The organism is Paramagnetospirillum magnetotacticum MS-1, from assembly GCF_000829825.1.
Lineage (GTDB): Bacteria > Pseudomonadota > Alphaproteobacteria > Rhodospirillales > Magnetospirillaceae > Phaeospirillum > Phaeospirillum magnetotacticum.
The window spans coordinates 259,176-281,551 of the sequence record NZ_JXSL01000030.1 but is presented as its reverse complement, the minus strand read 5'-3'; the positions used below and the strand labels follow the sequence as shown (position 1 = coordinate 281,551).

22 protein-coding genes are annotated in these 22,376 nt (G+C 64.4%); 7 read left to right on the top strand and 15 right to left on the bottom strand.

Annotated features, from left to right (window positions below; genetic code table 11):
* Positions 1–248: 248 nt before the first annotated feature.
* The gene (locus CCC_RS13830; protein WP_041041881.1) at positions 249–827 is read right to left on the bottom strand and encodes a YqaA family protein; all 579 of its coding nucleotides are present in this window, start codon (positions 825–827) and stop codon (positions 249–251) included.
* Positions 828–945: 118 nt separating this feature from the next.
* Between CCC_RS13830 and CCC_RS13825 the strand changes: the two genes are divergently transcribed.
* From CCC_RS13825 to CCC_RS13815, 3 genes are read left to right on the top strand one after another with little or no spacing between them, the layout of a single operon-like run.
* On the top strand, positions 946–3,429 hold the full coding sequence (locus CCC_RS13825) for a sensor histidine kinase (RefSeq protein ID WP_236686388.1): 2,484 nt from the start codon (positions 946–948) through the stop codon (positions 3,427–3,429).
* Between the two features lie 22 nt (positions 3,430–3,451).
* The gene (locus CCC_RS13820) at positions 3,452–4,495 is read left to right on the top strand and encodes an alpha/beta hydrolase (RefSeq protein ID WP_009869222.1); all 1,044 of its coding nucleotides are present in this window, start codon (positions 3,452–3,454) and stop codon (positions 4,493–4,495) included.
* A 17-nt stretch (positions 4,496–4,512) separates the two neighbouring features.
* Positions 4,513–5,109, top strand: a complete 597-nt coding sequence (locus CCC_RS13815) for a class I SAM-dependent methyltransferase (protein ID WP_041041879.1) — start codon at positions 4,513–4,515, stop codon at positions 5,107–5,109.
* Here the strand turns inward: CCC_RS13815 and CCC_RS13810 are convergent.
* Positions 5,106–6,296 (bottom strand): DNA polymerase IV, encoded by a 1,191-nt coding sequence (locus CCC_RS13810; RefSeq protein ID WP_041041877.1) that lies wholly within the window; start codon positions 6,294–6,296, stop codon positions 5,106–5,108. The genes CCC_RS13815 and CCC_RS13810 overlap by 4 nt on opposite strands.
* A 174-nt stretch (positions 6,297–6,470) precedes the next feature.
* On the opposite strand from CCC_RS13810, the gene CCC_RS13805 reads away from it, so the two are divergent.
* Complete coding sequence (locus tag CCC_RS13805) at positions 6,471–7,271, top strand: DUF4337 family protein (protein ID WP_009869219.1); 801 nt, start codon at positions 6,471–6,473, stop codon at positions 7,269–7,271.
* A gap of 87 nt (positions 7,272–7,358) precedes the next feature.
* Here CCC_RS13805 and CCC_RS13800 read toward each other — a convergent pair whose 3' ends face one another.
* From CCC_RS13800 to CCC_RS13775, 6 genes are all read right to left on the bottom strand, one after another.
* Positions 7,359–7,610 carry a hypothetical protein gene (locus CCC_RS13800; RefSeq protein ID WP_009869218.1) on the bottom strand — a complete coding sequence of 84 codons (252 nt, stop codon included), beginning with the start codon at positions 7,608–7,610 and terminating at the stop codon, positions 7,359–7,361.
* A complete protein-coding gene (locus tag CCC_RS13795; RefSeq protein WP_041041873.1) occupies positions 7,610–8,857 on the bottom strand; it encodes a Y-family DNA polymerase in 1,248 nt (415 codons plus the stop codon). The genes CCC_RS13800 and CCC_RS13795 overlap by 1 nt, the downstream gene beginning before the upstream one ends.
* Before the next feature lie 278 nt (positions 8,858–9,135).
* A complete protein-coding gene (locus tag CCC_RS21285; RefSeq protein WP_009869216.1) occupies positions 9,136–10,032 on the bottom strand; it encodes a hypothetical protein in 897 nt (298 codons plus the stop codon).
* Between the two features lie 613 nt (positions 10,033–10,645).
* Complete coding sequence (locus CCC_RS13785) at positions 10,646–11,539, bottom strand: LysR family transcriptional regulator (RefSeq protein WP_009869215.1); 894 nt, start codon at positions 11,537–11,539, stop codon at positions 10,646–10,648.
* 75 nt (positions 11,540–11,614) lie between these two features.
* Positions 11,615–12,565: a thioredoxin-disulfide reductase gene (gene trxB, locus CCC_RS13780; RefSeq protein WP_041041871.1), complete on the bottom strand. Its 951-nt coding sequence runs from the start codon at positions 12,563–12,565 to the stop codon at positions 11,615–11,617.
* A gap of 98 nt (positions 12,566–12,663) precedes the next feature.
* A complete protein-coding gene (locus CCC_RS13775) occupies positions 12,664–13,287 on the bottom strand; it encodes a peroxiredoxin (RefSeq protein ID WP_009871066.1) in 624 nt (207 codons plus the stop codon).
* A 269-nt stretch (positions 13,288–13,556) separates the two neighbouring features.
* Here CCC_RS13775 and CCC_RS13770 point away from each other — a divergent pair, with 269 nt between their 5' ends.
* Positions 13,557–14,057 (top strand): Lrp/AsnC family transcriptional regulator, encoded by a 501-nt coding sequence (locus CCC_RS13770; RefSeq protein ID WP_009871067.1) that lies wholly within the window; start codon positions 13,557–13,559, stop codon positions 14,055–14,057.
* Between the two features lie 32 nt (positions 14,058–14,089).
* Here CCC_RS13770 and CCC_RS13765 read toward each other — a convergent pair whose 3' ends face one another.
* Positions 14,090–14,512, bottom strand: a complete 423-nt coding sequence (locus CCC_RS13765) for a hypothetical protein (RefSeq protein ID WP_009871068.1) — start codon at positions 14,510–14,512, stop codon at positions 14,090–14,092.
* 187 nt (positions 14,513–14,699) lie between these two features.
* On the opposite strand from CCC_RS13765, the gene CCC_RS22450 reads away from it, so the two are divergent.
* The gene (locus CCC_RS22450) at positions 14,700–14,852 is read left to right on the top strand and encodes a hypothetical protein (protein ID WP_160295537.1); all 153 of its coding nucleotides are present in this window, start codon (positions 14,700–14,702) and stop codon (positions 14,850–14,852) included.
* Positions 14,853–14,857: 5 nt separating this feature from the next.
* Here CCC_RS22450 and CCC_RS13760 read toward each other — a convergent pair whose 3' ends face one another.
* Positions 14,858–15,424 carry a hypothetical protein gene (locus CCC_RS13760; protein ID WP_009871070.1) on the bottom strand — a complete coding sequence of 189 codons (567 nt, stop codon included), beginning with the start codon at positions 15,422–15,424 and terminating at the stop codon, positions 14,858–14,860.
* A 141-nt stretch (positions 15,425–15,565) separates the two neighbouring features.
* Between CCC_RS13760 and CCC_RS13755 the strand changes: the two genes are divergently transcribed.
* On the top strand, positions 15,566–15,793 hold the full coding sequence (locus CCC_RS13755) for a hypothetical protein (protein ID WP_009871071.1): 228 nt from the start codon (positions 15,566–15,568) through the stop codon (positions 15,791–15,793).
* A gap of 164 nt (positions 15,794–15,957) precedes the next feature.
* Here CCC_RS13755 and CCC_RS13750 read toward each other — a convergent pair whose 3' ends face one another.
* From CCC_RS13750 to CCC_RS13730, 5 genes are all read right to left on the bottom strand, one after another.
* Positions 15,958–16,743: a bestrophin-like domain gene (locus CCC_RS13750; protein WP_009871072.1), complete on the bottom strand. Its 786-nt coding sequence runs from the start codon at positions 16,741–16,743 to the stop codon at positions 15,958–15,960.
* A gap of 71 nt (positions 16,744–16,814) precedes the next feature.
* On the bottom strand, positions 16,815–17,708 hold the full coding sequence (locus CCC_RS13745; protein WP_009871073.1) for a hydroxymethylglutaryl-CoA lyase: 894 nt from the start codon (positions 17,706–17,708) through the stop codon (positions 16,815–16,817).
* A gap of 235 nt (positions 17,709–17,943) precedes the next feature.
* Positions 17,944–19,941 carry an acetyl-CoA carboxylase biotin carboxylase subunit gene (locus tag CCC_RS13740; RefSeq protein WP_009871074.1) on the bottom strand — a complete coding sequence of 666 codons (1,998 nt, stop codon included), beginning with the start codon at positions 19,939–19,941 and terminating at the stop codon, positions 17,944–17,946.
* Positions 19,942–19,947: 6 nt separating this feature from the next.
* A complete protein-coding gene (locus CCC_RS13735) occupies positions 19,948–20,730 on the bottom strand; it encodes an enoyl-CoA hydratase/isomerase family protein (protein WP_009871075.1) in 783 nt (260 codons plus the stop codon).
* Between the two features lie 4 nt (positions 20,731–20,734).
* A complete protein-coding gene (locus CCC_RS13730; protein ID WP_041042400.1) occupies positions 20,735–22,342 on the bottom strand; it encodes a carboxyl transferase domain-containing protein in 1,608 nt (535 codons plus the stop codon).
* Positions 22,343–22,376 lie beyond the last annotated feature (34 nt).

Sequence of the window (22,376 nt, the reverse complement as noted above, 5' to 3'; positions counted from 1 at the left end):
ATTCAACTAAGCTGGACGAGCAAGGATTTTGCCACCCGGAGGCGAAGGTTATCGCGGCTTTATCTGGATGAATGCTTACAGGCTGCGGAAAAACTCGAAATTCCATCGTCATTCCCGCGCAAGCGGGAATCCATGTGTCCGCCAGTGCAGCATTTGGTGTCTCGCGATCGAGAACGCCCCAACATGGACCCCCGCCTGCGCGGGGGTGACGATGAAAAAGGTGATCGCGGGAGGTTTCCCGTAGCCTGCTACAGCAGTTTCACCAGGAAGAAGCCGCCCACCAGCACCACGACGAACACAGTGGTGACCAGTTTCAACCGGCGTTCCACGAAGTCGCGCACGGGCGGGCCGAACTTCCACAACAGGGCCGCCACCAGGATGAAGCGCATGCCGCGCGCCAGGATGGAGGCGAAGGTGAACTTGGCCAGATCGAAGTGGAAGGCGCCCGCCGTGATGGTCACCAGCTTGTAGGGAATGGGGGTGGCGCCCTTGATGATGATGAACCACACGCCCCATTCGTCGATGATCGGCTTCAAGGCCTGGAACTTTTCCTGGAGATGGAAGACGCCCAGAATGGCCATACCGATGGAATCCATGGCGAAATAGCCGATGGCATAGCCGAGATAGCCGCCCACCACCGAAGACAGGGTGCAGATCAGGGCGATGCGCCACCACCGGGTGGGCGCGGCGACCACCATGGGGATCAGCATGACGTCGGGTGGTATGGGAAAGAACGAGCTTTCGATGAAGGAAATGGCCGCCAGCCACCAGATGGCGTGGCGATGGGCCGCCTTGGCCATCATCCAATCGTAAAGACCCTTCAGCATCACGCGAACTCCCCAGGAATCGGCGAGGTGTAGCAGCCGGAAGGCAAAGGGGCAACCACCCCTTGTCTTTTGCGCGCGCCAACGGCACTTTGGGGGCCGTATCAGGGAGAATATGCAAATGCGCGCGGCGATCGCGGCGGGATTGGCATTGATGCTGGCGTCGGGTGCGGCGGCGGCTGATGAGGCTTCGTCTCTGGCGTCGCTTCGCTTCGATCCCCTGTCGCTGGGCATCGGCGCCCTGCTTATCCTGATCCCCGCCTTGGCCGTCTTGGCTCTGCTGCGCTGGCGCATGGTGGGGCTGGCCGCCGATGCGAGCCGTGCCGCCGGTCTGGCCGAGCGACTGACCGAAAGCCTGCTGGCGGCGCCCGACGGCTTTTATGCCTGGCTGGGAGCCGAGCGCGAGATCTGCTCGCGGCGTCTTGCCGTGCTGCTGGGTCTGTTCGGCGGCACCGAATCCACCTTCATGGATGTGCTGGAATCCTTTGCCGCCGCCGATGCCGCCCAACTGGACGGCGCGGCGCGGCGTCTGCGCGAGGAAGGCGCGGGCTTCGAACTGGAATTGCGCCTCAGGGATGGGGGGCGCCGGGTCCGCGCCGCCGGTGTCCGCGCGTCGAGCCCCGAAGGGACGGCGCTCGCCGACCTGATCTGGATGCATGACGTCACCGAAGGGGCCGCCTTTGAAGCCGAACTGGCCACCCGTCTGGCCGGGCTGGCGGCCGAGCGAGAGCGCATCGACGGTCTGCTGGGCGTGCTGCCCATTCCCGTCTGGGTGCGTGACGACGATCTGTCCCTGCTTCACGTCAACCGGGCCTATGCCAGGGCGGTGGACGTGGCCTCGCCCCATGCGGCGGTGGCAGGGCAGATCGAACTGGCGTCCGACGGTTCGGTGCGCGAGGCCCGCGCCCTGGCGGCCCGTGCGCGGGCGGCAGGCGAGCCCCGCGCCGAATCCTTCCATCTGGTCTTGGGCGGCCAGCGCCGCTTCACCGAGATCACCGAGGCGCCGTTCGAGGCCGCCGACGGGGGGTTGCTGACCGCCGGTTATGCCCTGGACCTGACCCGCATCGAGGATCTGCAGGTGGAACTGGCGCGCCACGCCAGCGCCCATGCCCAGGTGCTGGAACATCTGGCCACCGCCATCGCCATCTTTTCCACCGATACCAGGCTGACCTTCTTCAACACCGCCTTCACCCGGCTGTGGCGGCTGGAGGCCGAGTGGCTGCAGGCCCAGCCCACCTATGGCGCGGTGCTGGATTCGCTGCGCGAACGCCGCCTTCTGCCCGAAGTGGCCGATTACCGCGCCTATAAGGAAGACGAACTCAAACGCTTCATCTCCCTGATCGATGCCGCCGAGACCCTGCTGCACCTGCCCGATGGCCGCACGCTGCGCCGGATGATCGCCGCCCATCCCTATGGCGGCCTGATCTTCACCTATGAGGATGTGACCGACACCCTGGCGCTGGAGCGCTCTTTCAACACCGCGCTCGCCGTCCAGCGCGAAACCCTGGACCACCTGCACGAGGGCGTGGCGGTGTTCAGGGGCGATGGCCGCCTGCGTCTGTTCAATCCCGCCTATGCCCGCATCTGGAATCTGCCGGTCACCCTGCTGGAGACCGAGCCCCATCTCAACGAGCTGGTGGAGGCCCACCGGCCCTATTTCGAAGGCGGCGCCGAGCGCGCCTCGGTCTGGCCGGAAGTGCGCGAACGTCTGGTGGCTCTGTTCAATACCCGTGCGCCCCAAAGCGGACGGGTGGAGCGGCTTGACGATTCCATCGTGGATTTCGCCTCGGTGCCGCTGCCCGACGGGGCCATGCTGCTGACCTGGCTGGACGTCACCGATTCGGCCAGGGTGGAGCGCGCGCTGCGCGAGAGGAACGAGGCCCTGGCCGCCGCCGATCTGCTGAAAAGCGAGTTCATCGCCAATGTCTCGGCCGAGGTCAGAAAGCCGCTGACCACGGTGATCGGGTTCTCCGAGATGCTGGCCGCCGAGTATTTCGGCAAGCTCAACAAGCGCCAGCACGAATATGCCCGCGGCATCACCGAGGCGGGCCAGGGGTTGCAGTCGCTGATCTCCGATATTCTCGATCTGGCCGCCATCGAGGCGGGGCAGATGGCCCTGGAACTCGATACCGTCGATATCCACCCCATGCTGTCGGGGGTCTTGGGGCTGGTGCGCGAAAGGGTGCGCGAGAAGAAGGTCCACCTGGATTTCGACTGCCCGCTGGAGATCGGCTGGATCGTCGCCGACGAACGCCGCTTGCGTCAGGTGCTGTTCAACCTGCTGGGCAATGCCTTGAAGCGTACGCCTTCGGGCGGCAAGGTCAGCGTGCGGGCCGAACGGCGGCCAACAGAACTGGCGCTGACCATCAGCGACACCGGCACCGGCCTTTCCGACGAACAGCAAGAAAGGCTGTTCGGCGGCTTTGCCGCGGGCGGGCGCCGTGACGTGCTGCCCGCCGGCCAGAGCGACGACGATTCCGGCATCGGTCTGGCCCTGGTCCAGCGCTTTGTCGATCTGCATGGCGGAAGGGTGGAATTGGCATCCTTGCCCGGTCAGGGTACGGTAGTGACCGTGCGGCTGCCCGTGGGGGCTGGGGTTGCATGAACAATTGGGGAGTGGACGGGGAATGAAGGCGATGATGGCTCGGGGATGGGGATTGGTCGTGGCGGCGGTGATGCTGATGGGCGCGTCGCTGCCCGCCAGCGCCGAGGCGGTGACCGAGGAATTCAAGATCGCCAGTAAATGGCCGGGTCAGAATCTCTATCTCCGGAACAAGCATCCGGCGGCGCTGTACGACGTGAAGCCGGAAAAGACGGTGCTGTTCCTGCACGGCGCCACCTATCCCGCCCATTCCTCTTTCGACATGCCCGTGGACGGCCAAAGCTGGATGGATTGGATGGCGGCGCGGGGCTATGACGTCTACAGCCTGGACATCCGCGGCTACGGCAAGTCGGGCCATCCGCCCGAGATGAGCCAGACGCCCGAGGCCAATCCCCCGGTGGTCGACACCTCCGACGCCGTCGACGACGTCACCCGCGCCGTCGACTTCATCTTGTCGCGCCGCAATTCCCAGCGCATCGTCCTGGTGGGCTGGTCCTGGGGCGCGACCCTGGCGGGCTCTTTCGCCAATACCTCCCAGGACAAGGTGGAGCGTCTGGTGCTTTACGCGCCGCAATGGCTGCGTGACGTGACGCCGCCCAGTGACGCCGATCTGGCGCGGGTTCCCGCCTGGCGTCAGGTCGATCCGCGCGACGCCCGCGAGATCTGGCTAAAGGCGGTGCCCGAGGCCAAGCGCGACGCGACCCTGTCCAAGGCGGTCTTCGCCGACTGGCTGAAGGCCACCATCGCCAGCGATGCCGAGCCCGCCGTGCCCAATACGGTGCGCGCTCCCAACGGCGTGGTGCTGGACACCATGCGCTATTGGGCTTCGGGCAAGCCGCGCTGGAACCCCGAGCGCCTGTCCGTCCCCGCCCTGGTGATTCAGGGGGAATGGGACGCCGAGGCGCCGCCCTCCATGGGCATGAGGCTGTTCAACAAGATCACCTCCTCGCCCTACAAGCGCTATGTCATGGTGGGCGAGGCCACCCATGCGGCCCTGATGGAAAAGAATCGCAAGCAGCTCTATCAGGCGGTCGCCGAATTCCTGGAATCCCCCGTGCCGCAGCGTTGAACCACTGGATACCCGCCATGAGCAGAAAATTTCTCCATGTGGGCTGCGGCCCCCAGACCAAAAGCGGGCTGAAGGGGTTCGATAGCGACGACTGGCAGGAAATCCGCTTCGATATCGATGAGAGCGTGCACCCCGACATCCTCGGCACGCTCACCGATATGCGTCAGGTGGACAGCGCAAGCGTTGATGCCGTCTATTCCAGCCATAATATCGAGCATGTCTTCCCCCATGAGGTCGGCATGGCCCTGCGGGAGTTTCACCGGGTCTTGAAGGATGACGGCTTTCTGGTCATCACCTGTCCCGACCTGCAAAGCGTCTGCGAGGCGGTGGTCGCCGACCGGCTGCTCGAGCCGCTTTACGACTCGCCCGCCGGTCCCATCAGTCCGCTGGATATTCTCTACGGGCACCGTGGGATGATCGCCCAGGGCAATGCCTATATGGCGCATAAATGCGGCTTCACCTATTCGGTGCTGGACCAGTGCCTTCAGGGGGCGGGATTCGCCAATGTCATTGGCGGCCGCAGGCCCAAATCCTTTGATCTGTGGATGATGGCTTTCAAGTCGGAAACCGCCGGGCCGAAAATGCAGTCCCTGGCCCCGCAGTTCCTGCCCTAGGCGGGTCGCGGCCCGAACAGATCGGGCGGGTCGGCGTCCTCGGCCGGGCAAAGGTCGGTGATGCCGATGCCGATCAGGCGGAAGGCCCGTCCATCCGCCTGACGATCGAGAAGGGCCAGACCGGCGCGCAGGATGATCTCCGCCCGCCCGGTGGGATCACTCAGCCGGTGGTGGCGGGTCAGCAGCTTGAAATCACCGGTCTTGAGCTTGAGCACCACGGTGCGCCCCGCCAGACGTGCGCGCTCCAGGCGCCGGGCCACGCCCTCGGCCAGGGGTGCCAGCGCCTCGGCCAGGGCTTTGGCGTCGGAGATGTCGCGGGCGAAGGTGGTCTCGGTGGACACGCTCTTGGCCGGGCGGTCGGGATTGATGGCGCGGGTGTCGATGCCGTGCACCATGCCAGCCAGACGCCGCCCGAACCTGCCCCAGCGCGCCATGAATTCCGCCTCGGGCAGGGATTGAAGCTGGGCGATGGTGGTGATGCCCTGCCGGGCCATGCGCGCCGCCGTGGCCTGGCCGATGCCGAACAGGGCGGTCACCGGGCGCGGCGCCAGGAACGCGGCCGCCTCCTCGCGGCCGATCACCGAGAAGCCTTCGGGCTTGTCGAGGTCCGACGCCATCTTGGCCAGGAACTTGTTGTAGCTGAGGCCCACCGAGACGGTGATTCCCACCTCGCGGCGAATGGCCCGCGCCAGCCGGGCCAGAAGAACCGCCGCCGGGCGCTCCACCAGACGTATGCCGGACGACAGATCAAGATAGGCTTCGTCCAGGGATAAGGGCTCCACCAGGGGCGTGGCTTTCTCGAACAGGGCGCGGATATGGGCGCTGACCTGCTTGTATTTGGCCATGTTGGGGGGGATGACCACGGCATGGGGGCACAGTTCCAGCGCCTTGAACATGGGCATGGCCGAGCGCGGCCCGAATTTGCGCGCCACATAGCAGGCCGTGGTCACCACGCCCCGTCCGCCCGGATGGCCGACGATCACCGGCTTGTCCATCAGGGACGGGTTGTCGCGCTTTTCCACCGAAGCGTAGAAGGCATCGCAGTCGATATGGGCGATGGAAAGATCCAGAAGCTCGGCATGGCGCACCAGCCGTTCTGACCCGCAGGCGGGACAGACACCGCTTTCCGCTCCTGAAGCCCCGCAATCCCGGCAGACTGTCGGCGTGTGATCACCATATGTTCCCATAACCGGACTATAGCGCGGGAGGGGGAGGCAGCCCACCCCAAAAGAAAGCCTCCGGTCCTTCCATCGGGCAATCCGGTGCGGTGAAACCTCCCTTGACCACGGGCTATCCCTCTGGCGTATGGCCCTTTGTTCGTGGTCTATTTGCCGTCTTCGCCGCAGGGAGACCCAAAGACCATGACGCAGATGACGGAGCGGATGGAAATCGCCGAGAAGATCGAGCACGCCAAACATGCTCATCACGACGAGAACGGTGGCGCCGACCATGGCGGCATGAACAAGCGGATCGGCGTCACCATGGGTCTGATCGCCGTCCTGGTGGCCGTCTGTGCCGCCTGGGTGGGGGCGGAGCGCAATGAGACGACGCGGGCGCTGATCCAGCAGACCCAGGTCTCCAACACCATCGCCGCCGCCTCGACCCGCTACCGCACCATGATGAACGAGGTGGAAGGCCTGCGCCGCGAGGACCCGGACTCGGTCACCGAAGCGCAGAAGATGCGCTATATCTCGCTGGCGCTGGACTACCGCAAGGAGCGCCGCATCGCCTCGGCCTGGTCCAAGAGCTATACGCCGCTGATCGAGGCTCATTTCGAAGCCACCGAAGGCTATGAAAAGGCGCAGGTGGCCGCCGAGATCGCCATCGTCGCCGCCTCCATCAGCCTGCTGCTTTCCAGCCGAATATTGTGGGTTCTGTCGGTGGTGATCGCGTTGGGCTCCGGCGTGCAAATGGGCATCACCTATGTCCATGCCGAACACCACCTGACCGAGGCCCAGGCGGAGATCGAAAAACAGAAGTCGGCGCTTCAGCTGTTGCGCAAGAAGATGGGCAGCGACGATTCCGACACGGAAGCGCTGGACGCCCTCGACCCCGACGGCTCGCGCCGCAAGGCCATCGAGGCGGCGGACGAAATCCGCGAGCGAACGGTGCAGGAAAAAGCCAAGGCCCAATCAACCCCGCCCGCGGCAAAGAGTCACTAGCGCCAGTTCGGCTTCGTCCGAGGCATATTGTCTCCTGGGTCCTGGGCGCCCCCGGAACCCAGGAGGCGCAAGCGGAGCATGCCCGCCTTACGCCAGGCCACCGACGAAGGGTTCGTTCAGGTCGTCGTGGACGAAGGCGACCCGCACCCGCCCCTTGCAGTAGCGATCCGCGCAAGACAGGGCCGCCTCGGCCATATCCAGGGTAGCCTGGCGCAGCCGCGGGCGCGTCATGATCTCGCGCGGGGTCATGTAGCGGGTCAATCCGCACCGTCGGCAGGTCACCTCGATCTGAGTGGCCGGGTCGAGATCCGAGAGGCGGCTTTCCGTTTTCCAGTTCATCAGTAGAAATCCTCTGCCCGCGGAATGCGGGTGTACGAGATCTTGCCTCCGGCATGATCGCCCGGCGGCGCTACCCACGGGCCGACACTGACCACGGTGCGGCCATAGCGGCGGTTCAATCGGTCGATGGCGTCGGTGACCGTCTCCAGCCGCTTTCGCACCGGCTCGTCATTGGTCAGCAAATCCAGTTGGCGCCGTTCGGTGCGGCTCAGTTCCCCCAAGGTGACGCCAATGCGCGCGATGACGGCCCGGCGGGGAAGGTCCGCCCGAGCCTTGGCCCAGATCTCCTCCAATGCGTCCAAGATGCCGGGATCGTCGGAAATGGCAGGCAGATAGGCGCTGCCACTCCACGAGTCGTCCCACATTCCAAGCCAGAGAAACAGGCGGCCAGCCGACCAGCCGTCGCGGCGCATCCGCCGCGCCGCCTTGACCAGCAACAGGCGGGAGATGGGCTTGACCGCCGCCATGGTGCGATGATCGGGCGGCATCACCCGGCCATGGCCGTACATGCCGCGCTCCGAGGCTTGGGCCTGGATGTCGTAGCCGTGCAGTGCGTACCACAAACGTTCTCCCGTTACATTGCCCCAGATGGCGCGCATCTGCTTGGGCTGCGCATTCAGCAGGTCGGTCATTTCGACGATACCGGCATCCCAGAGGCGGTGCAGGATGCGTTTGCCGATGCCGGGCACGTCGCGGATGGAAATCTTGAGGAGCGGCCCTGGCATGTCGTCCGGATGCCACAGCATGTTTCCGTCCGGCTTGCCCGCCTTGCAGGCCATCTTGGCCAGTTGCCGGTTGGCGGCATAGCCGAGGCTGCACTTGATCCAGGGGCCGACCAGCTTGAGCAGGCGGGCCTTGATCGCCTCGCCAACCGCCAACGGATCTTGCTGCTGGCTGGGATCAAGACGGCAGGTCAGCTCGTCGATGGACTTTACCGCATCAATGGGAATCACCATGGCGATCTCCGATAGAAGGGCATTGTGGGCACGGCGGTAAAGATCGGGGTTCTGGGGCTGAAGGATCAGGTCGGGACAGAGTCTGAGCGCGTCCTTCACCATCATCACGTTGGAGACGCCGCGCTTCTTGGCCTCGCGGGAACAGGCGATGACACAGGTATTGACCGCCCCGGCGAAGGGGACGACGCCGATGGGCTTTCCACGCAGATGGGGATGGGCGAACTGTTCGCACGACGCGAAAAAGCCGTCAAAATCGAGATAAAGACGTTCCGGGGTGTTCGGCTTGCGCATGGGAGGCGCCTTGCTCATCAATGGGCATAAATAAGAACATAGAGAGAACGTCAGAGTCAATGAGGGCCGTCAATGCGGGCTCTTCGACCGTAGCTTGCCCGACGAACTGACCGAACCCGCTGGTCGATGCTCGCCTGCGACCGGGCCAGCAGATCATACACTGACGTCTGCCTGGGAATGATGGCCCCCGCACTGCCGGTTTCGACCTGTCGCAGTGGTTGACGATGATCGCGGGCGACCGGGTGAGGCCGTGACAGGCCTCTCCCGCTAAGTTGAACCTAAACCAGCTTTCGCATGCCATCCAGGATATTGGCGGCGCCCTTGACGTCTGTGTGCTCGTCTTGGGCCAAGATCGGCAGAACGTCCGCCAGCCGCGGGAATGCCGCGATGCCATAGTCTGCGAGCATCCGCTCGGCGGCTTCTCTGGCCGGGCCATAGGACCAAGGCCCATCCCCTTCCCGGAACCAATGCCGCTCTCGGTACGAATACACCTTGGTCGTCGGCTTGACCCGCTCGACCTTGCCGTAGGCGATGCGCCAGAGCGGCAGATAGTCGCGGGAAAATAGCACCCGGCTCCCATCTTCCATGTCCATCCAGCCGTAAGGCAGCCACAAGCGCCGGGGCACAAAATCTGCAATCCGGGTACGCGGGACGACGGCCTCGAATGTGGCAACTAGGCTGTTATCGGTCGAGTGGTCGAGATAGCGCACGCCGCCACTAGATTTGCGCCACCAATGGGGTTCGGTTTTGGAAAAACCGGCGCTCTTGATGCGAAAGATCACCCCGGGATGGCGACCTACCTTCCAGGGAATTGGCCCAGCCCGCCAGCAAGCCGTTCGGATCGCTTCGTGGTCATCACGGGTGAAGGTCCGGTTGCCGGTTAGCCTCATCTCGGGCAAGGCGGCCTGCACGTCGCCGTCATGGGCATTCAACGACACAGCCAAGCTGCGCGACATGGCGATGGCCCGTTCCCGGAAGGCGTCCTCGGCCAAGTGTTCGTCCAGGATGGTCTGCTCGGTCGCGCCGTGGCTGACCTCAAGCTCATGCCAATCACGGTAGCCACAGGCCACGGCGACGGCCTGCTGGCTGCTGGACAGAGGAGTGTCCGGAAACACCGCAGACAGGTGCTTCGCGGCTTTCTTCGGGCGGGTGAGATTGGGGAAATGAAAACGCATACCATCCTCCCTCTCGGCGCTGGAGAAAGGCGTGTCCACTTAGCCCTGAGCGCCTCGAAAGAGAGTGTCAGGATGGTAATCAGAACCTGCCCCGAAGGCTTCGCCAGTGTGGACGGCGCGGCCGGTCAGCCGGTGCCAAACCATAGCAACAGGCGGTCATGGCCGCAATATCGACAAGGGGCGATAAGAGGCGGAGCCATGGGACAAGGCGCTCCGTGGTCTGCGGTAGGTAAGCGTGGTTCCGCAAAATCTTTTTTGCCACTTCTATGCCACGTGGGAAGTAAAGCATCAGCCTGCGCAGGCACTATCCGAAAAGCGCTGTGCCGCAAAACCCCAGCCTTTCCGACAAAAAGAAACCCCCCGGTTATGCACCGGGGGGTAAAGTCAAACAGGGAGGCTTCACGTCTAGGAGACGTAGGGTCCGAAGACCCGGAACCCAGGTACGAAACCTGGGAACAATGTGGCGGAAACCGCCGAACTCGGGACCTGCTGCGGTGCAGCAAGTTGCGAGTACTTGTGTAAGGCATGGGATGGGGTTGAACCACACCAAAAAGCAGGACAGAGGCATGCGATTGGCGCATGCCTTATGCTTTCGGATAGGGTTTCTACCGGATCAGGCGGTTTCGGCGATCTTGCTCAGCAGGAAGTCGCGGAAGACCGTGATGCGCTTGGAATGGCGCAATTCCTCGGGATAGACGAAATAGGCCTCGACCTTGGGGCCCTTCAATTCAGGCAGGATATGCACCAGGGCCTCGGCCTCGCCCCGCAGATATTCCGGCATGGCGGCGATGCCCAGCCCGCTTTTGACGGCGCGGTAGATGCCGTAGATGTTGTTGACCTCCAGCACCGGCTTGCGCGGCCGGTCGGGAGAGGCACCCGCCTCCAGCAGCCAGTTGACGTTGGACACCGGGGCCGAAACCCGGGTGTCGTCGCCATAGACGATGATGCGGTGGTTGTCGAGATCGTCGGCGGATTTGGGCATGCCGTACTTCTCGATATAGGCTGGCGAGGCGAAGACCGCGTAGTTCATGGACAACAGGTGCCGCTGAATCAGGTCGGGCTGGCGCGGCGGCATCATGCGGATGGCCACGTCGGCCTCGCGCATGGCGAGATCCAACTCGCCGTCGAACAGCACCATGGTCACCGAGATTTCAGGATAGGCGTCCAGGAAGTCCTTGATGCGCGGCGTCAGCCACAAGGAACCGAAGGCCACGGTGGTGGTGATCTTCAGCGGGCCCTGGGCGCGTTCGCGGCTTTCGGTGAGCAGCGCCTCGGTCATGGCCAGCTTGGAGAAGACGTCGCGGGCGGTCTTGTAGAGCAGTTCGCCCTGTTCGGTGAGGATCAATCCACGGGCGTGGCGATGGAAGAGGGGCAGGTTGAGGCTCTCCTCCAGCGCGCTGATCTGGCGGCTGACGGCCGATTGGCTGAGATTGAGCACCTCACCCGCATGGGTGAAACTGCCCGCCTCGGCGACGGCATGAAAAACCCTCAGCTTATCCCAGTCCATGTGACGACCGGTCTCCTCCCCGCGGCGGATTATGGTTTCCGCCTTCCCATTTCATGGCGGCTACTGTGCCGCAACTCAGCCCGTGTGTCCATGCGCGGTGAGGAAGCGCTCGGCTTCCAGCGCCGCCATGCAGCCGGTTCCCGCCGCGGTGACCGCCTGGCGATAGATCTTGTCCTGCACGTCGCCAGCGGCGAAGACGCCGGGAATGTTGGTGGAGGTGGCCCCGGCCTTGGTGATCAGGTAGCCCTCGGAATCCATCTCCAGCGCGCCCTTGAACAGATCGGTGTTGGGCGTGTGGCCGATGGCGATGAACACGCCATCCACCGATAGCACGGACAAATCGCCGGTCTTGACGTTTTTCAGGCGCACCCCGGTGACGCCGGGGGGATTGTCGTCGCCGAGGATCTCGTCGATGACGCTGTCCCAGACCACCTGGACCTTGGGATTGGCGAACAGGCGGTCCTGGGCGATCTTTTCGGCGCGCAAGGTGTCGCGGCGGTGGATCAGGGTGACCTTCGACGCGATCCCGGCCAGATAGATGGCCTCCTCCACGGCGGAATTGCCGCCGCCCATGACCGCCACTTCCTTGCCCCGGAAGAAGAATCCGTCGCAGGTGGCGCAGGCAGAGACGCCGAAGCCCGAGAACTTCTTTTCCGATTCAAGGCCCAGCCAGCGCGCCGTGGCGCCGGTGCAGATGATCAGCGTGTCGCCGGTATAGGTGTCGCCCGAATCGCCGGTGGCGGTGAAGGGGCGCTTGGACAGATCCACCGAGACGATGGTGTCGTCCATGAAGCGGGTGCCCACATGCTCGGCCTGGGCCTGCATCTGCTCCATCAGCCAGGGGCCCTGGACCGCCTCGGCGAAACCGGGGAAGTTCTCCACATCCGTGGTGATGGTCAGCTGGCCGCCCAATTGCAGCCCGGCCACCAGGATGGGCTCGAGATTGGCACGCGCGGCATAGATGGCGGCGGTGCAGCCAGCCGGACCGGAACCCAGAATCAGAACCTTGGTGTGGTGATGCGCCATCGCGATGCTTCCCGGAACTTACTGATATTGTTGCGCCACAGCATAAGGAGAGGGCGCGCCGCTGGCAAGCGGCGCGCCCCACCAATCTGACAAAAGCCTTACAGCTCGGAAGCGTGCTTGGCCAGGTATTCGGCGACGCCGTTGGGGTTGGCCTTCATGCCGGCCTTGCCCTTGTTCCAACCGGCGGGGCAGACCTCGCCATGCTCTTCATGGAACTGCAGGGCGTCGATCAGGCGCAGCGCCTCGTCCACGTTGCGGCCCAGCGGCAGGTTGTTGACATGGGCCGACTGAACGACGCCGTTCTTGTCGATGACGAAGGTGCCGCGCAGCGCCACGCCGCCCGGCAGCAGAACGCCATAGGACTTGGCGATGTCCTTGGTCAGGTCGGCGACCATGGGGAACTGGACATTGCCCAGACCGCCCTTGTCCACCGGCGTGTTCTTCCAGGCCAGATGGGTGAAGTGGGAATCGACGCTGACGGCGATGACCTTGGTGTTGCGCTCGGCGAAGGCCTTGACGCGGTGGTCGTGGGCCAGGATTTCCGACGGGCAGACGAAGGTGAAGTCCAGCGGATAGAAGAACACGATGCCGTAGGAACCAGCCAGATACGACTTCAGATTGAACGCCGGGTTGATCTCATTGTCCGGCATCACGGCGGGCGCGGTGAAGTCGGGGGCGGCCTTGGTCACCAGGGAGGTCGGGTTCTGAATCGCGTCGGACATTATGAGAGGCTCCATCATGGGGCTTGGATCGGAATGATGCCGACAAATCTAGTCTGGTTTTCTCGCTCGCGCAAGATGGAATGATTACAAAACTGCCGCCACGGCCCCGGCACGGAAGGGGATTAACCCGGTTTTTTTCTATGGTCATAGCCATTGTGGTTAGGGTGGCGCGTCAGCACGGGAAATCGACACGGCGACAGAACGTAGGGCTTGCTGGCGGCGTTCGAGTAATATAATTTCGCAAACCTGAGAAGATTTGGAGTTCCCTTATGCAGCGGGTCAAGCTTGACCGCATCGATCGCCGCATTCTGGCCGACCTGCAGGCCGACGGCCGGATGACCAATGTCGAACTGGCGAGACGGGCGGGAATCTCGGCTCCGCCGTGTCTGCGGCGGGTCCGGGCGTTGGAGGAGGCGGGCTATGTCAAGGGCTACCATGCCGAGATCGACCCCGCCGCGCTGAGCTTTAACGTCACGGTCTTCGCCCATGTGGGGCTGAACAGCCAGGCCGAGGCCGATCTCAAGGCCTTCGAGGAACTGGTCAAGGGCTGGCCCGAGGTGCGCGAATGCCACATGCTGGCGGGCGAGACCGACTTCCTGCTCAAGGTGGTGGCCCATGACTGGGACGACTATCAGCGTTTTCTCACCACCCGCCTGACCGCCGCGCCCAATATCAGCCACGTCAAAAGCGCACTCGCCATCCGCACATCCAAGCTGCAGCCGGGTGTGCCCATCGACGTGGATGCCGGGCCCGAGCCCGAACAGGACTAGTTTTCGCCCCTCAATCGCCGGGCGGCGGCAGTCTAATTAGCCAGTCTTTGGCGGATTTCCCCCTCGCAGCCCATCAGCCAGGCGACCCGTTTCAGGCGGGCGCTTTGCTCGGCCATGTCCCGGCGTTCCTTTTCCGCCCGGTCGTCGACGCGGCTTTGCTCCCGGTTCAGCCGCTCCATGCGGCCTTCGATGGCAGAAGCCTCGGCCTGGATTTGGGCGTCGATGCGGGCGCGCCGTGCCGGGCGGGCCAGCAATTCGTCCCGCTCGGCCAAAACCACGACCAGTTGCTTTTCCCAGAAGCTGCCGGGAAACAGAGCGGCGCTGAGCATGGGCGGACCGTTGCCGGGACCGCAGGATTCGTTCAGGGACAACGAGGAGGGCGGGGCCACCGCCCAGCCGAGAAAGGCCAGACCGGCCCCGATCAGCAGAATGTCGCGAAGGCGCAGTGTCACCATGACCCTATCCTCCCGTCCGTTCATGGTAGGCCGATGCCAGGGCGGCGGCAATTGTTGGGGGGCCGACCTTGGTAATCGTCACGCATGAGGTTTGCGCATGGCTGCCCTCCAATGGCTTTCGCATCTGCGAGAAGGGGTGTAAAGGGCAGGGACAGGCCGCGTGATGTGTGCGGTCAAGGAGAGTGTGATGATCCTTTCGACCATGGATATCGTGATGGCCGCCATCGGTGTTCTGAGCATCGCCGGCCTTGGTATTTCCATCAGCGCCTGGCGCCATGCCGCCCGTGTCGAGCGGGAACTGGCCAAGGACGAGCACGACGGCATCGCTTCGGCGGTCTGATCGGCCTATCTCCGGCTCTCCGGCAAGGAGAGCCACAGGCCGGTGCGGTCATGCCGCAGGCCAAAGCCGGACCGGGCCGCCAGTGCGCCCAGCCGTCCGCGAATATCCAGTCCGAACCGCCTGATCAGATGATCGCCGATCCCTCCGGCGGCGGCCCAGCCGTCGGGCCGGGCGATTTCCGTGATCACCAGCCTCAGCAACCCCGCATCGTCCAGGTCGAAATCCTGACGGGCAAGGATGCCCGCCGCCGTCAGCCGAGCGATATCGGCGGCAAAGCCCTTGTCATTGGAGGCGATCACCACCGGTCCGGGCGCTCTGGCGGCCATCAATCCGTCCACTGTTCGGGCGATGGCCTGGTCCGCCGCCTGGGAGGGCGCGTCATCGGGAACCGGGGTTTCCGCCGCCGCAACCAACCCCTTGCGGGCCAGGGCGGCGCGCCAGGGCGCCATGAAGCCTTCGCGCCCGAACAGTTCCAGGCGGTCCGCTCCGGCCCAGCGGCCCAGGGTTTCCAGACGGTGGGCGCCGGTCAGATTTTCGCAGTCAATCAATACGATGGCATCGGTCGCGATCATGGGACTCTATCTCGCATGGCACAAATTTCACGACACGGCTTCCCGTCGGGCTCTGTGTCATATAACCTCTGTCCTTGTGGGTCCGTTCCGGACCCCTCATTGATGATCATCTCATCGAAGGTGAATTGGGCGGGAGTAGGAATGTTTAAGCGCAAGTCCGTTGATGCACAGGTCGGCGACATGTTCATCAAGGCCCACGACACCAAGAAAAGCATCTGGGTGGTCGAGAAGATTTTCGAGCATGTGGACGGCATCATGCATGCCCGGCTGTTCAGCAAGCTGCAGCCCAAGACCATGATCACCGTCTCGGCCTCCACCCTGGCCGATCCCGACTTCTTTTACCGCGCCCCTCCCGCTCCGCTGGACTGAGGCCAAAACTCCTGGAGATTTGGCTAGGCCCCTCCCTCCGGGGGATCGAGATATATCTCGATGGCCGCGCGGCTTATGCCGCGAACCAAAGGGAACGCGGAGCGGACAAAGCCAAGGGTTTCGCGAGAAACCCGCCCGGCGCTTGAGGGGCGATCAGAATCGCCTCACCGCGTTTTGGCGTCGCCATCCAGAAGGGCCGCGATAGGCCCGGCGTGAACCACTGTGGGCGGCTGGAACGGGTTGCCCTGGACCAGCACGATGGCTGCCGTCGGCGCGGCGGCCGCGGCAAAGATCACCATGGCAAGGATTTCCGCGCGGCTCTGGTCCACATGGACCATGGCGATGGAAATCATGGTGAGAAAGCCGAGAAAGGCCATCCCCAGCCATTTCAGCGGATTGACGTGAGTCTGCGACAGGGCGATGCGCAATCCCCTGGCGGCGCGGACCTGGGTGGCCTGGGCCAGCATCAGCCCATGCACCCCGGTTGGGGCTGATGCCGAGACATCGGGTCCTGCCAGAAGGGCCAGCAGCCGGTCCAACTGATCCGAAGCCTCCTTGCTGCTCTGACGCCGGGCCAGCAAAGGCCATTCCTCCGTCACCGTGACGCGGGCATAGTCGCGCACCGCGTTCACCACCTTAGCCTTGACCGGGGCGGGCAGATGCTCGGCCAGGGCGTCGATGCTGCGCAGCCCGTCGGCTTCCTGGTAGACGGTATTCAAGGCCCGGTCATGGGCGTTCCAGGTGTCGTTGGCCAGGAAGGCCAGGGTCAGGGCGAACAGAACCCCCACCACGCCGAGAAAAGGCGGCGACACGCCGCGCCACAGCCGGACCTCCTCGGCCCAGGGCGAGCGCAGGGTTATCCATAGCAGGAACCATGCACCGAAAAAGGTGCCCAACAGGGCGATGGCGGCATAGCCGTAATGGTCATAAGTGCCGAGAATGGCGGTCATGGAGCGTCCCTTGGTCTCGAAGGCGCCATTTCACCCCATGAGGCTGCCGTGGACCAGTGCTTAGTTGGCAATCACCCCCGCGCACGGGCCACTTTCGAGCCGGTGGGGCGGTCGAGAGCGGCGCTGATGAAGGAGCCTGCCTCCATCAGCCTGTCAAGGTCGATGCCGGTGTGGATGCCCATGCCGTTCAGCATGTAGACCAAGTCCTCGGTCGCCACATTGCCTGCGGCGCCCTTGGCATAGGGACAGCCGCCCAGCCCGGCCACCGAGGAATCCATCACCGCCACGCCGCGTTCCATGACGGCCAGCAGATTGGCCAGAGCCTGTCCATAGGTGTCGTGGAAATGGGCGGCCAGCATGTCCACCGGCAGGCGATTGGTTACCGCGTCGATCATGGTCTGGGCCTTGGTGGGCGTTCCGACGCCCACCGTATCGCCCAGCGAGATCTCATAGCAGCCCATGGCGGCCAGTTTGCCCGCCACCTCGGCCACGGCGCTGGGCGCGATGGCGCCTTCATAGGGACAGCCCAGGGTGCACGAGACATAGCCCCGCACCCGCAACCCTTCCGCCCTGGCCCGCGCGGCCAGGGGGGCGAAGCGGTCCAGGCTTTCGGCGATGGAACAGTTGATGTTCTTTTGCGAGAAAGTCTCGGAGGCCGCCGCGAACACCGCCACTTCCTCGACGCCTGCGGCCAGCGCCGCTTCCAGCCCCTGCAGATTGGGGGTCAGCACCGGATAGGAAACGCCCGGCCGGCGCTTGATGGCGGCCATCACCTCGGCGGTGGCGGCCATCTGCGGCACCCATTTGGGACTGACGAAGCTACCCGATTCGATGGCCGAGAGGCCGGTATCGGTCAGCCGGTCGATCAACTCGACCTTGATCTCCACCGGGACCGGCTTGGCTTCGTTCTGCAGGCCGTCGCGGGGGCCGACCTCGACGATCTTGACGCGGTTGGGGTGACGCATGGTTCGTTCCTTCCCGTCGTTATCGGGACTGCCGCCCGATAGGAGTTAGCTTAGCCCTATCGCCCCCAGTTTTCTTTCGTCATCCCGGCCTCGAGCCGGGATCCAGGAGTCGCGAAGAAGGCTGGAGGTGCACCCCCTGGATCCCGGATCGCGCTTCGCTTGTCCGGGATGACGCGGCCTTAAGTTGGCGCCTTTGGGGCAAAAGCCCCAAATAGGTTTGGGCGATAGCCCAATTTTACTTACTTACCTCGAAGGCCAGCAATTCGATGCCTTCGGCCACGGTGTCGCCCACCTTGAAGTGGATGGCGGCGACCTTGCCTTCGCCTGGCGCCTTGATGGCGTGTTCCATCTTCATGGCCTCGACGACGATCAGCGGCTGACCGGCGGTGACCACATCGCCCGGCTGGACCAGGACCTGGACCACGGTGCCGGGCATGGGGGCGGCCAGACGCCCGTCGCCGCCTTCGCGTTCGGCCGCCGTGGCGGAGGGGTCGTCCAGTTTGATCTTCCACACATGGCCGTCGTGCAGCACGGTGAGGTCGAAGCCGGAGCGGACCACGGATGCCGTGCGGCGCTCTCCCCCGATTTCCGCCGACAGGGTGGAGCCGGACAGGCTGGCGCGCCGCGCCGACAGGGTCTGGTCGGGCAGGTCCAGCGACCAGCCTTGGTCCACGAAATGCACGGTGACCCGGCGCTCTTCGCCTGCGTCCAGGAAGCGGAAATCGTGGTGATTGTCGTCGTTGAGCCGCCAGCCATTGGTCTGGTGCCAGGGCGAATGGGGATCGCCCGAGCCCATGGCCGCCTTGGCGCTGTCCTCTTCGCGCCACAGCAGCAGGGCCAGCGACGCGAAGGCCAGGCCTAAGGCCGGGATGGGGGCAGGGGGCGGCAGCAGATCGGCGCGGTGGCGCTCGATGAAGCCGGTGTCGATCTCAAGCCGCGCAAAGGCCGGATGCGCCGCGATGGCGCCCAGGAAGGAGACATTGGTGGTCACCCCCGCCACCTGATAATCGGCCAGCGCCCGGCGCAGACGCCTGAGCGCCGCGTCGCGGTCCTCGTCCCAGACGATCAGCTTGGCGATCATGGGGTCGTAGAAAGGCGTGACCTCGTCGCCCTGACGCACGCCGGTATCGACGCGTACATGGCGGTTTTCTGACGGAGGGACCAGATGGACCAGCCTGCCGATGGCGGGCAGGAAGTCCTTCGAAGGGTCCTCGGCATAGAGGCGGGCTTCGAAGGCGTGGCCCTTGCGGGTCAGTTGTTTCTGGGCCAGGGGCAGTTTGCCCCCCGAAGCCACCAGCAACTGCCACTCCACCAGATCCAGGCCGGTGATCATCTCGGTGACCGGATGTTCCACCTGCAGCCTTGTGTTCATCTCGATGAAGAAGAAGCGGCCGTCCTGATAGAGGAACTCCACGGTCCCTGCGCCCACATAGTCCACCGCTTGGGCGGCGGCCACGGCGGCTTCGCCCATGGCGCGCCGCGTCTCGTCGGAAAGGGCCGGGGCCGGGGCCTCCTCGATGACCTTCTGGTGGCGGCGTTGGATGGAGCAATCGCGCTCGAACAGATAGACGCCATTGCCGTGGGTGTCGCAGAAGACCTGGATTTCCACATGGCGCGGACGCCCCAGATAGGTCTCCAGCAGCAAGGAATCATCGCCGAACGCCGCCTTGGCCTCGCGCTTGGCCGAGGCCACCGCATCGGCCAGGCCACTGGCCTCGGTCACCACGCGCATGCCCTTGCCGCCGCCGCCCGCGCTCGCCTTGACCAGGACGGGATAGCCGATCCGCGCGGCCTCGCGGGTCAGTTCCTCGATTGACTGGCCCTTCCCGTGATAGCCCGGCACCAGCGGCACGCCCGCCGCCTCCATCAGCCGCTTGGATTCCGCCTTGGAGCCCATGGCGTGGATGGCGCCCACCGGCGGGCCGATGAAGGTAACGCCTGAGCGGCCGCAGCTTTCCGCGAATCCGGCATTCTCGGACAAGAAGCCGTAGCCTGGGTGGACGGCCTGTGCGCCGGTCCGCTTGGCGGCCTCCAGGATGACATCGCCCTTGAGATAGCTCTCGGATGCGGCGGCCGGGCCGATCAGCACCGCCTCGTCGGCCATGGCCACATGCATGGCATTGGCGTCGGCCTCGGAATAGACCGCCACGGTGCGGATCCCTAAGCGCTTAGCGGTGCGCATGACCCGACAGGCGATTTCGCCGCGATTGGCGATGAGGATCTTGTCGAACATGTCCGGTTATCCCTCGATCCATGCGGGTTTACGCTTTTCCAGGAAGGCGCGGATGCCCTCCTTGCCTTCGTCGGAAGCGCGGCGCTCGGCGATCCGTTCGGCGGTCCAGGTGCGCAACTCATTGTCCAGCGGCTGGTCGGCGGCGCGGCGGATCAGGGTCTTGGCCGCCGTCATGGCCTGTGGTCCGTTGCCCTTGAGACGAGCCAGCCATTTGTCCCTGACCTCGGTCAGCTTGTCGGCGGGCACCACTTCGTGCACCAGTCCGGTGGCCTGGGCTTGCGCCGCGTCGAACAGTTCGGCGGTGACGGCATAGCGCCGGGCCTGACGGCCTCCCATGGCGCGCACCACATAAGGGGAAATCACCGCCGGAATGATGCCCAACTTGACCTCGGACAGGCAGAAACTGGCGCTATCGGCCGCCACGGCCAGATCACAGCAAGCCACCAGCCCGACACCGCCGCCATAGGCCGCCCCCTGGACCACGCCGATGACGGGCCGGGGGCAGGCATCGATGGCTTCGAGCATGTCCGACAGGGCTTGGGCATCGGCCAGATTTTCCCCATGGGAATAGCCAGCCATACGCTTCATCCAGTCCAGATCGGCTCCCGCAGAGAAGCTTTTCCCTGTGGACTCCAGCACCACGGCGCGGATGCCCGGTGCCGTGGCCGCGTCGCGGAAGGCGGCGGCCAATTCCTTGATCAGGGCGTCGTCGAAGGCGTTGTGGCGCTCAGGCCTGTTGAGCGTGATGGTCAGCACGCCGTCATGGGAGGTGACGAGAAGGGCGCTCATGGCCTTACATCCGGAACACGCCGAACTTGGTCGGCTCGATGGGGGCGTTGAAGGAGGCGGACAGGGAAAGCGCCAGCACCATGCGGGTCTCGGCCGGATCGACCAAGCCGTCGTCCCACAGCCGCGCTCCGGCGTAATAGGGATGGCCCTGGGTTTCGTACTGGTCGCGGATGGGGGCCTTGAAGGCCTCCTCTTCCTCGGCGGGCCAGCTTTGACCCTTGGCCTCCATGGCGTCCTTCTTGATCTGGGCCATGACATTTGCGGCCTGTTCGCCGCCCATCACCGAGACGCGCCCCGTCGGCCACATATAGAGCATGCGGGGCTGGTAGGCCCGGCCGCACATGCCGTAATTGCCCGCCCCGAAACTGCCGCCCATGATGACGGTGAAGCGCGGAACCTTGGCACAGGCGACCGCAGTGACCATCTTGGCGCCGTCCTTGGCGATGCCACCCGCCTCGTATTTCTTGCCGATCATGAAGCCGGTGATGTTTTGCAAGAAGATCAGCGGAATGCCGCGCTGGCTGCACAATTCGACGAAATGGGCGCCCTTCTGGGCGCTTTCCGAGAACAAGATGCCGTTATTGGCGACGATGCCCACGGGATAGCCCCAGATATGGGCGAAGCCGCAGACCAAGGTGGTGCCATAGGTCTGCTTGAACTCGTCCAGCCTGGACCCATCCACGATGCGGGCGATGACTTCGCGCACATCATAGGGCTTGCGGCGGTCCTTGGGGATGATGCCGTAGATTTCCTTGGGGTCGTACAGGGGCTCTTCCGGCGCGGCCATCTTGAGGCTGGTTGGCTTGGTGCGGTTGAGATTGCCGACGATGCGCCGCGCGATGGCCAAAGCGTGGCCGTCATCCTGGGCATAGTGGTCGGTGACGCCCGAGACGCGGCAATGCACGTCGGCGCCGCCCAGCTCCTCGGCCGAGACCACCTCGCCGGTGGCGGCCTTCACCAGGGGCGGGCCGCCGAGGAAGATGGTGCCCTGGTTCCTGACGATGACGCTTTCATCAGACATGGCCGGGATATAGGCGCCGCCCGCCGTGCACGAGCCGTGCACCACGGAAATCTGCGGAATGCCCAGCGCCGACATCTGGGCCTGATTATAGAAGATGCGGCCGAAATGGTCGCGGTCGGGGAAGACCTCATCCTGGTTGGGCAGGTTCGCGCCGCCCGATTCCACCAGATAGACGCAAGGCAGATTGTTTTCCTTGGCGATGTCCTGGGCGCGCAGATGCTTCTTGACCGTCAGCGGATAGTAGGACCCGCCCTTCACCGTGCCGTCATTGGCGACGATCATGCATTCCTGGCCATTGATGGAGCCGATGCCGGTGATGATTCCGGCCCCCATCACGTCCTTGGAATACATGTCCCAGGCGGCCAGTTGCGAGAATTCCAGGAAGGGCGAGCCCACGTCGAGGAGGCGGCGGATGCGCTCTCTGGGCAGCAGCTTGCCGCGCGCGATATGGCGTTCGCGCATGGCTTGGCCGCCGCCCATCTTCACCTGGGCCACCACCTTTTTCAGGTCGTCCACCAGGTCTTGCGTCGCCTCGGCATTGGCCTTGAACTCGTCCGAGCGGGGATTGACGGAGGATTTGATCACGCTCATGGGCATCACTCTTTGTTCGTCATGCCCGGGCTTG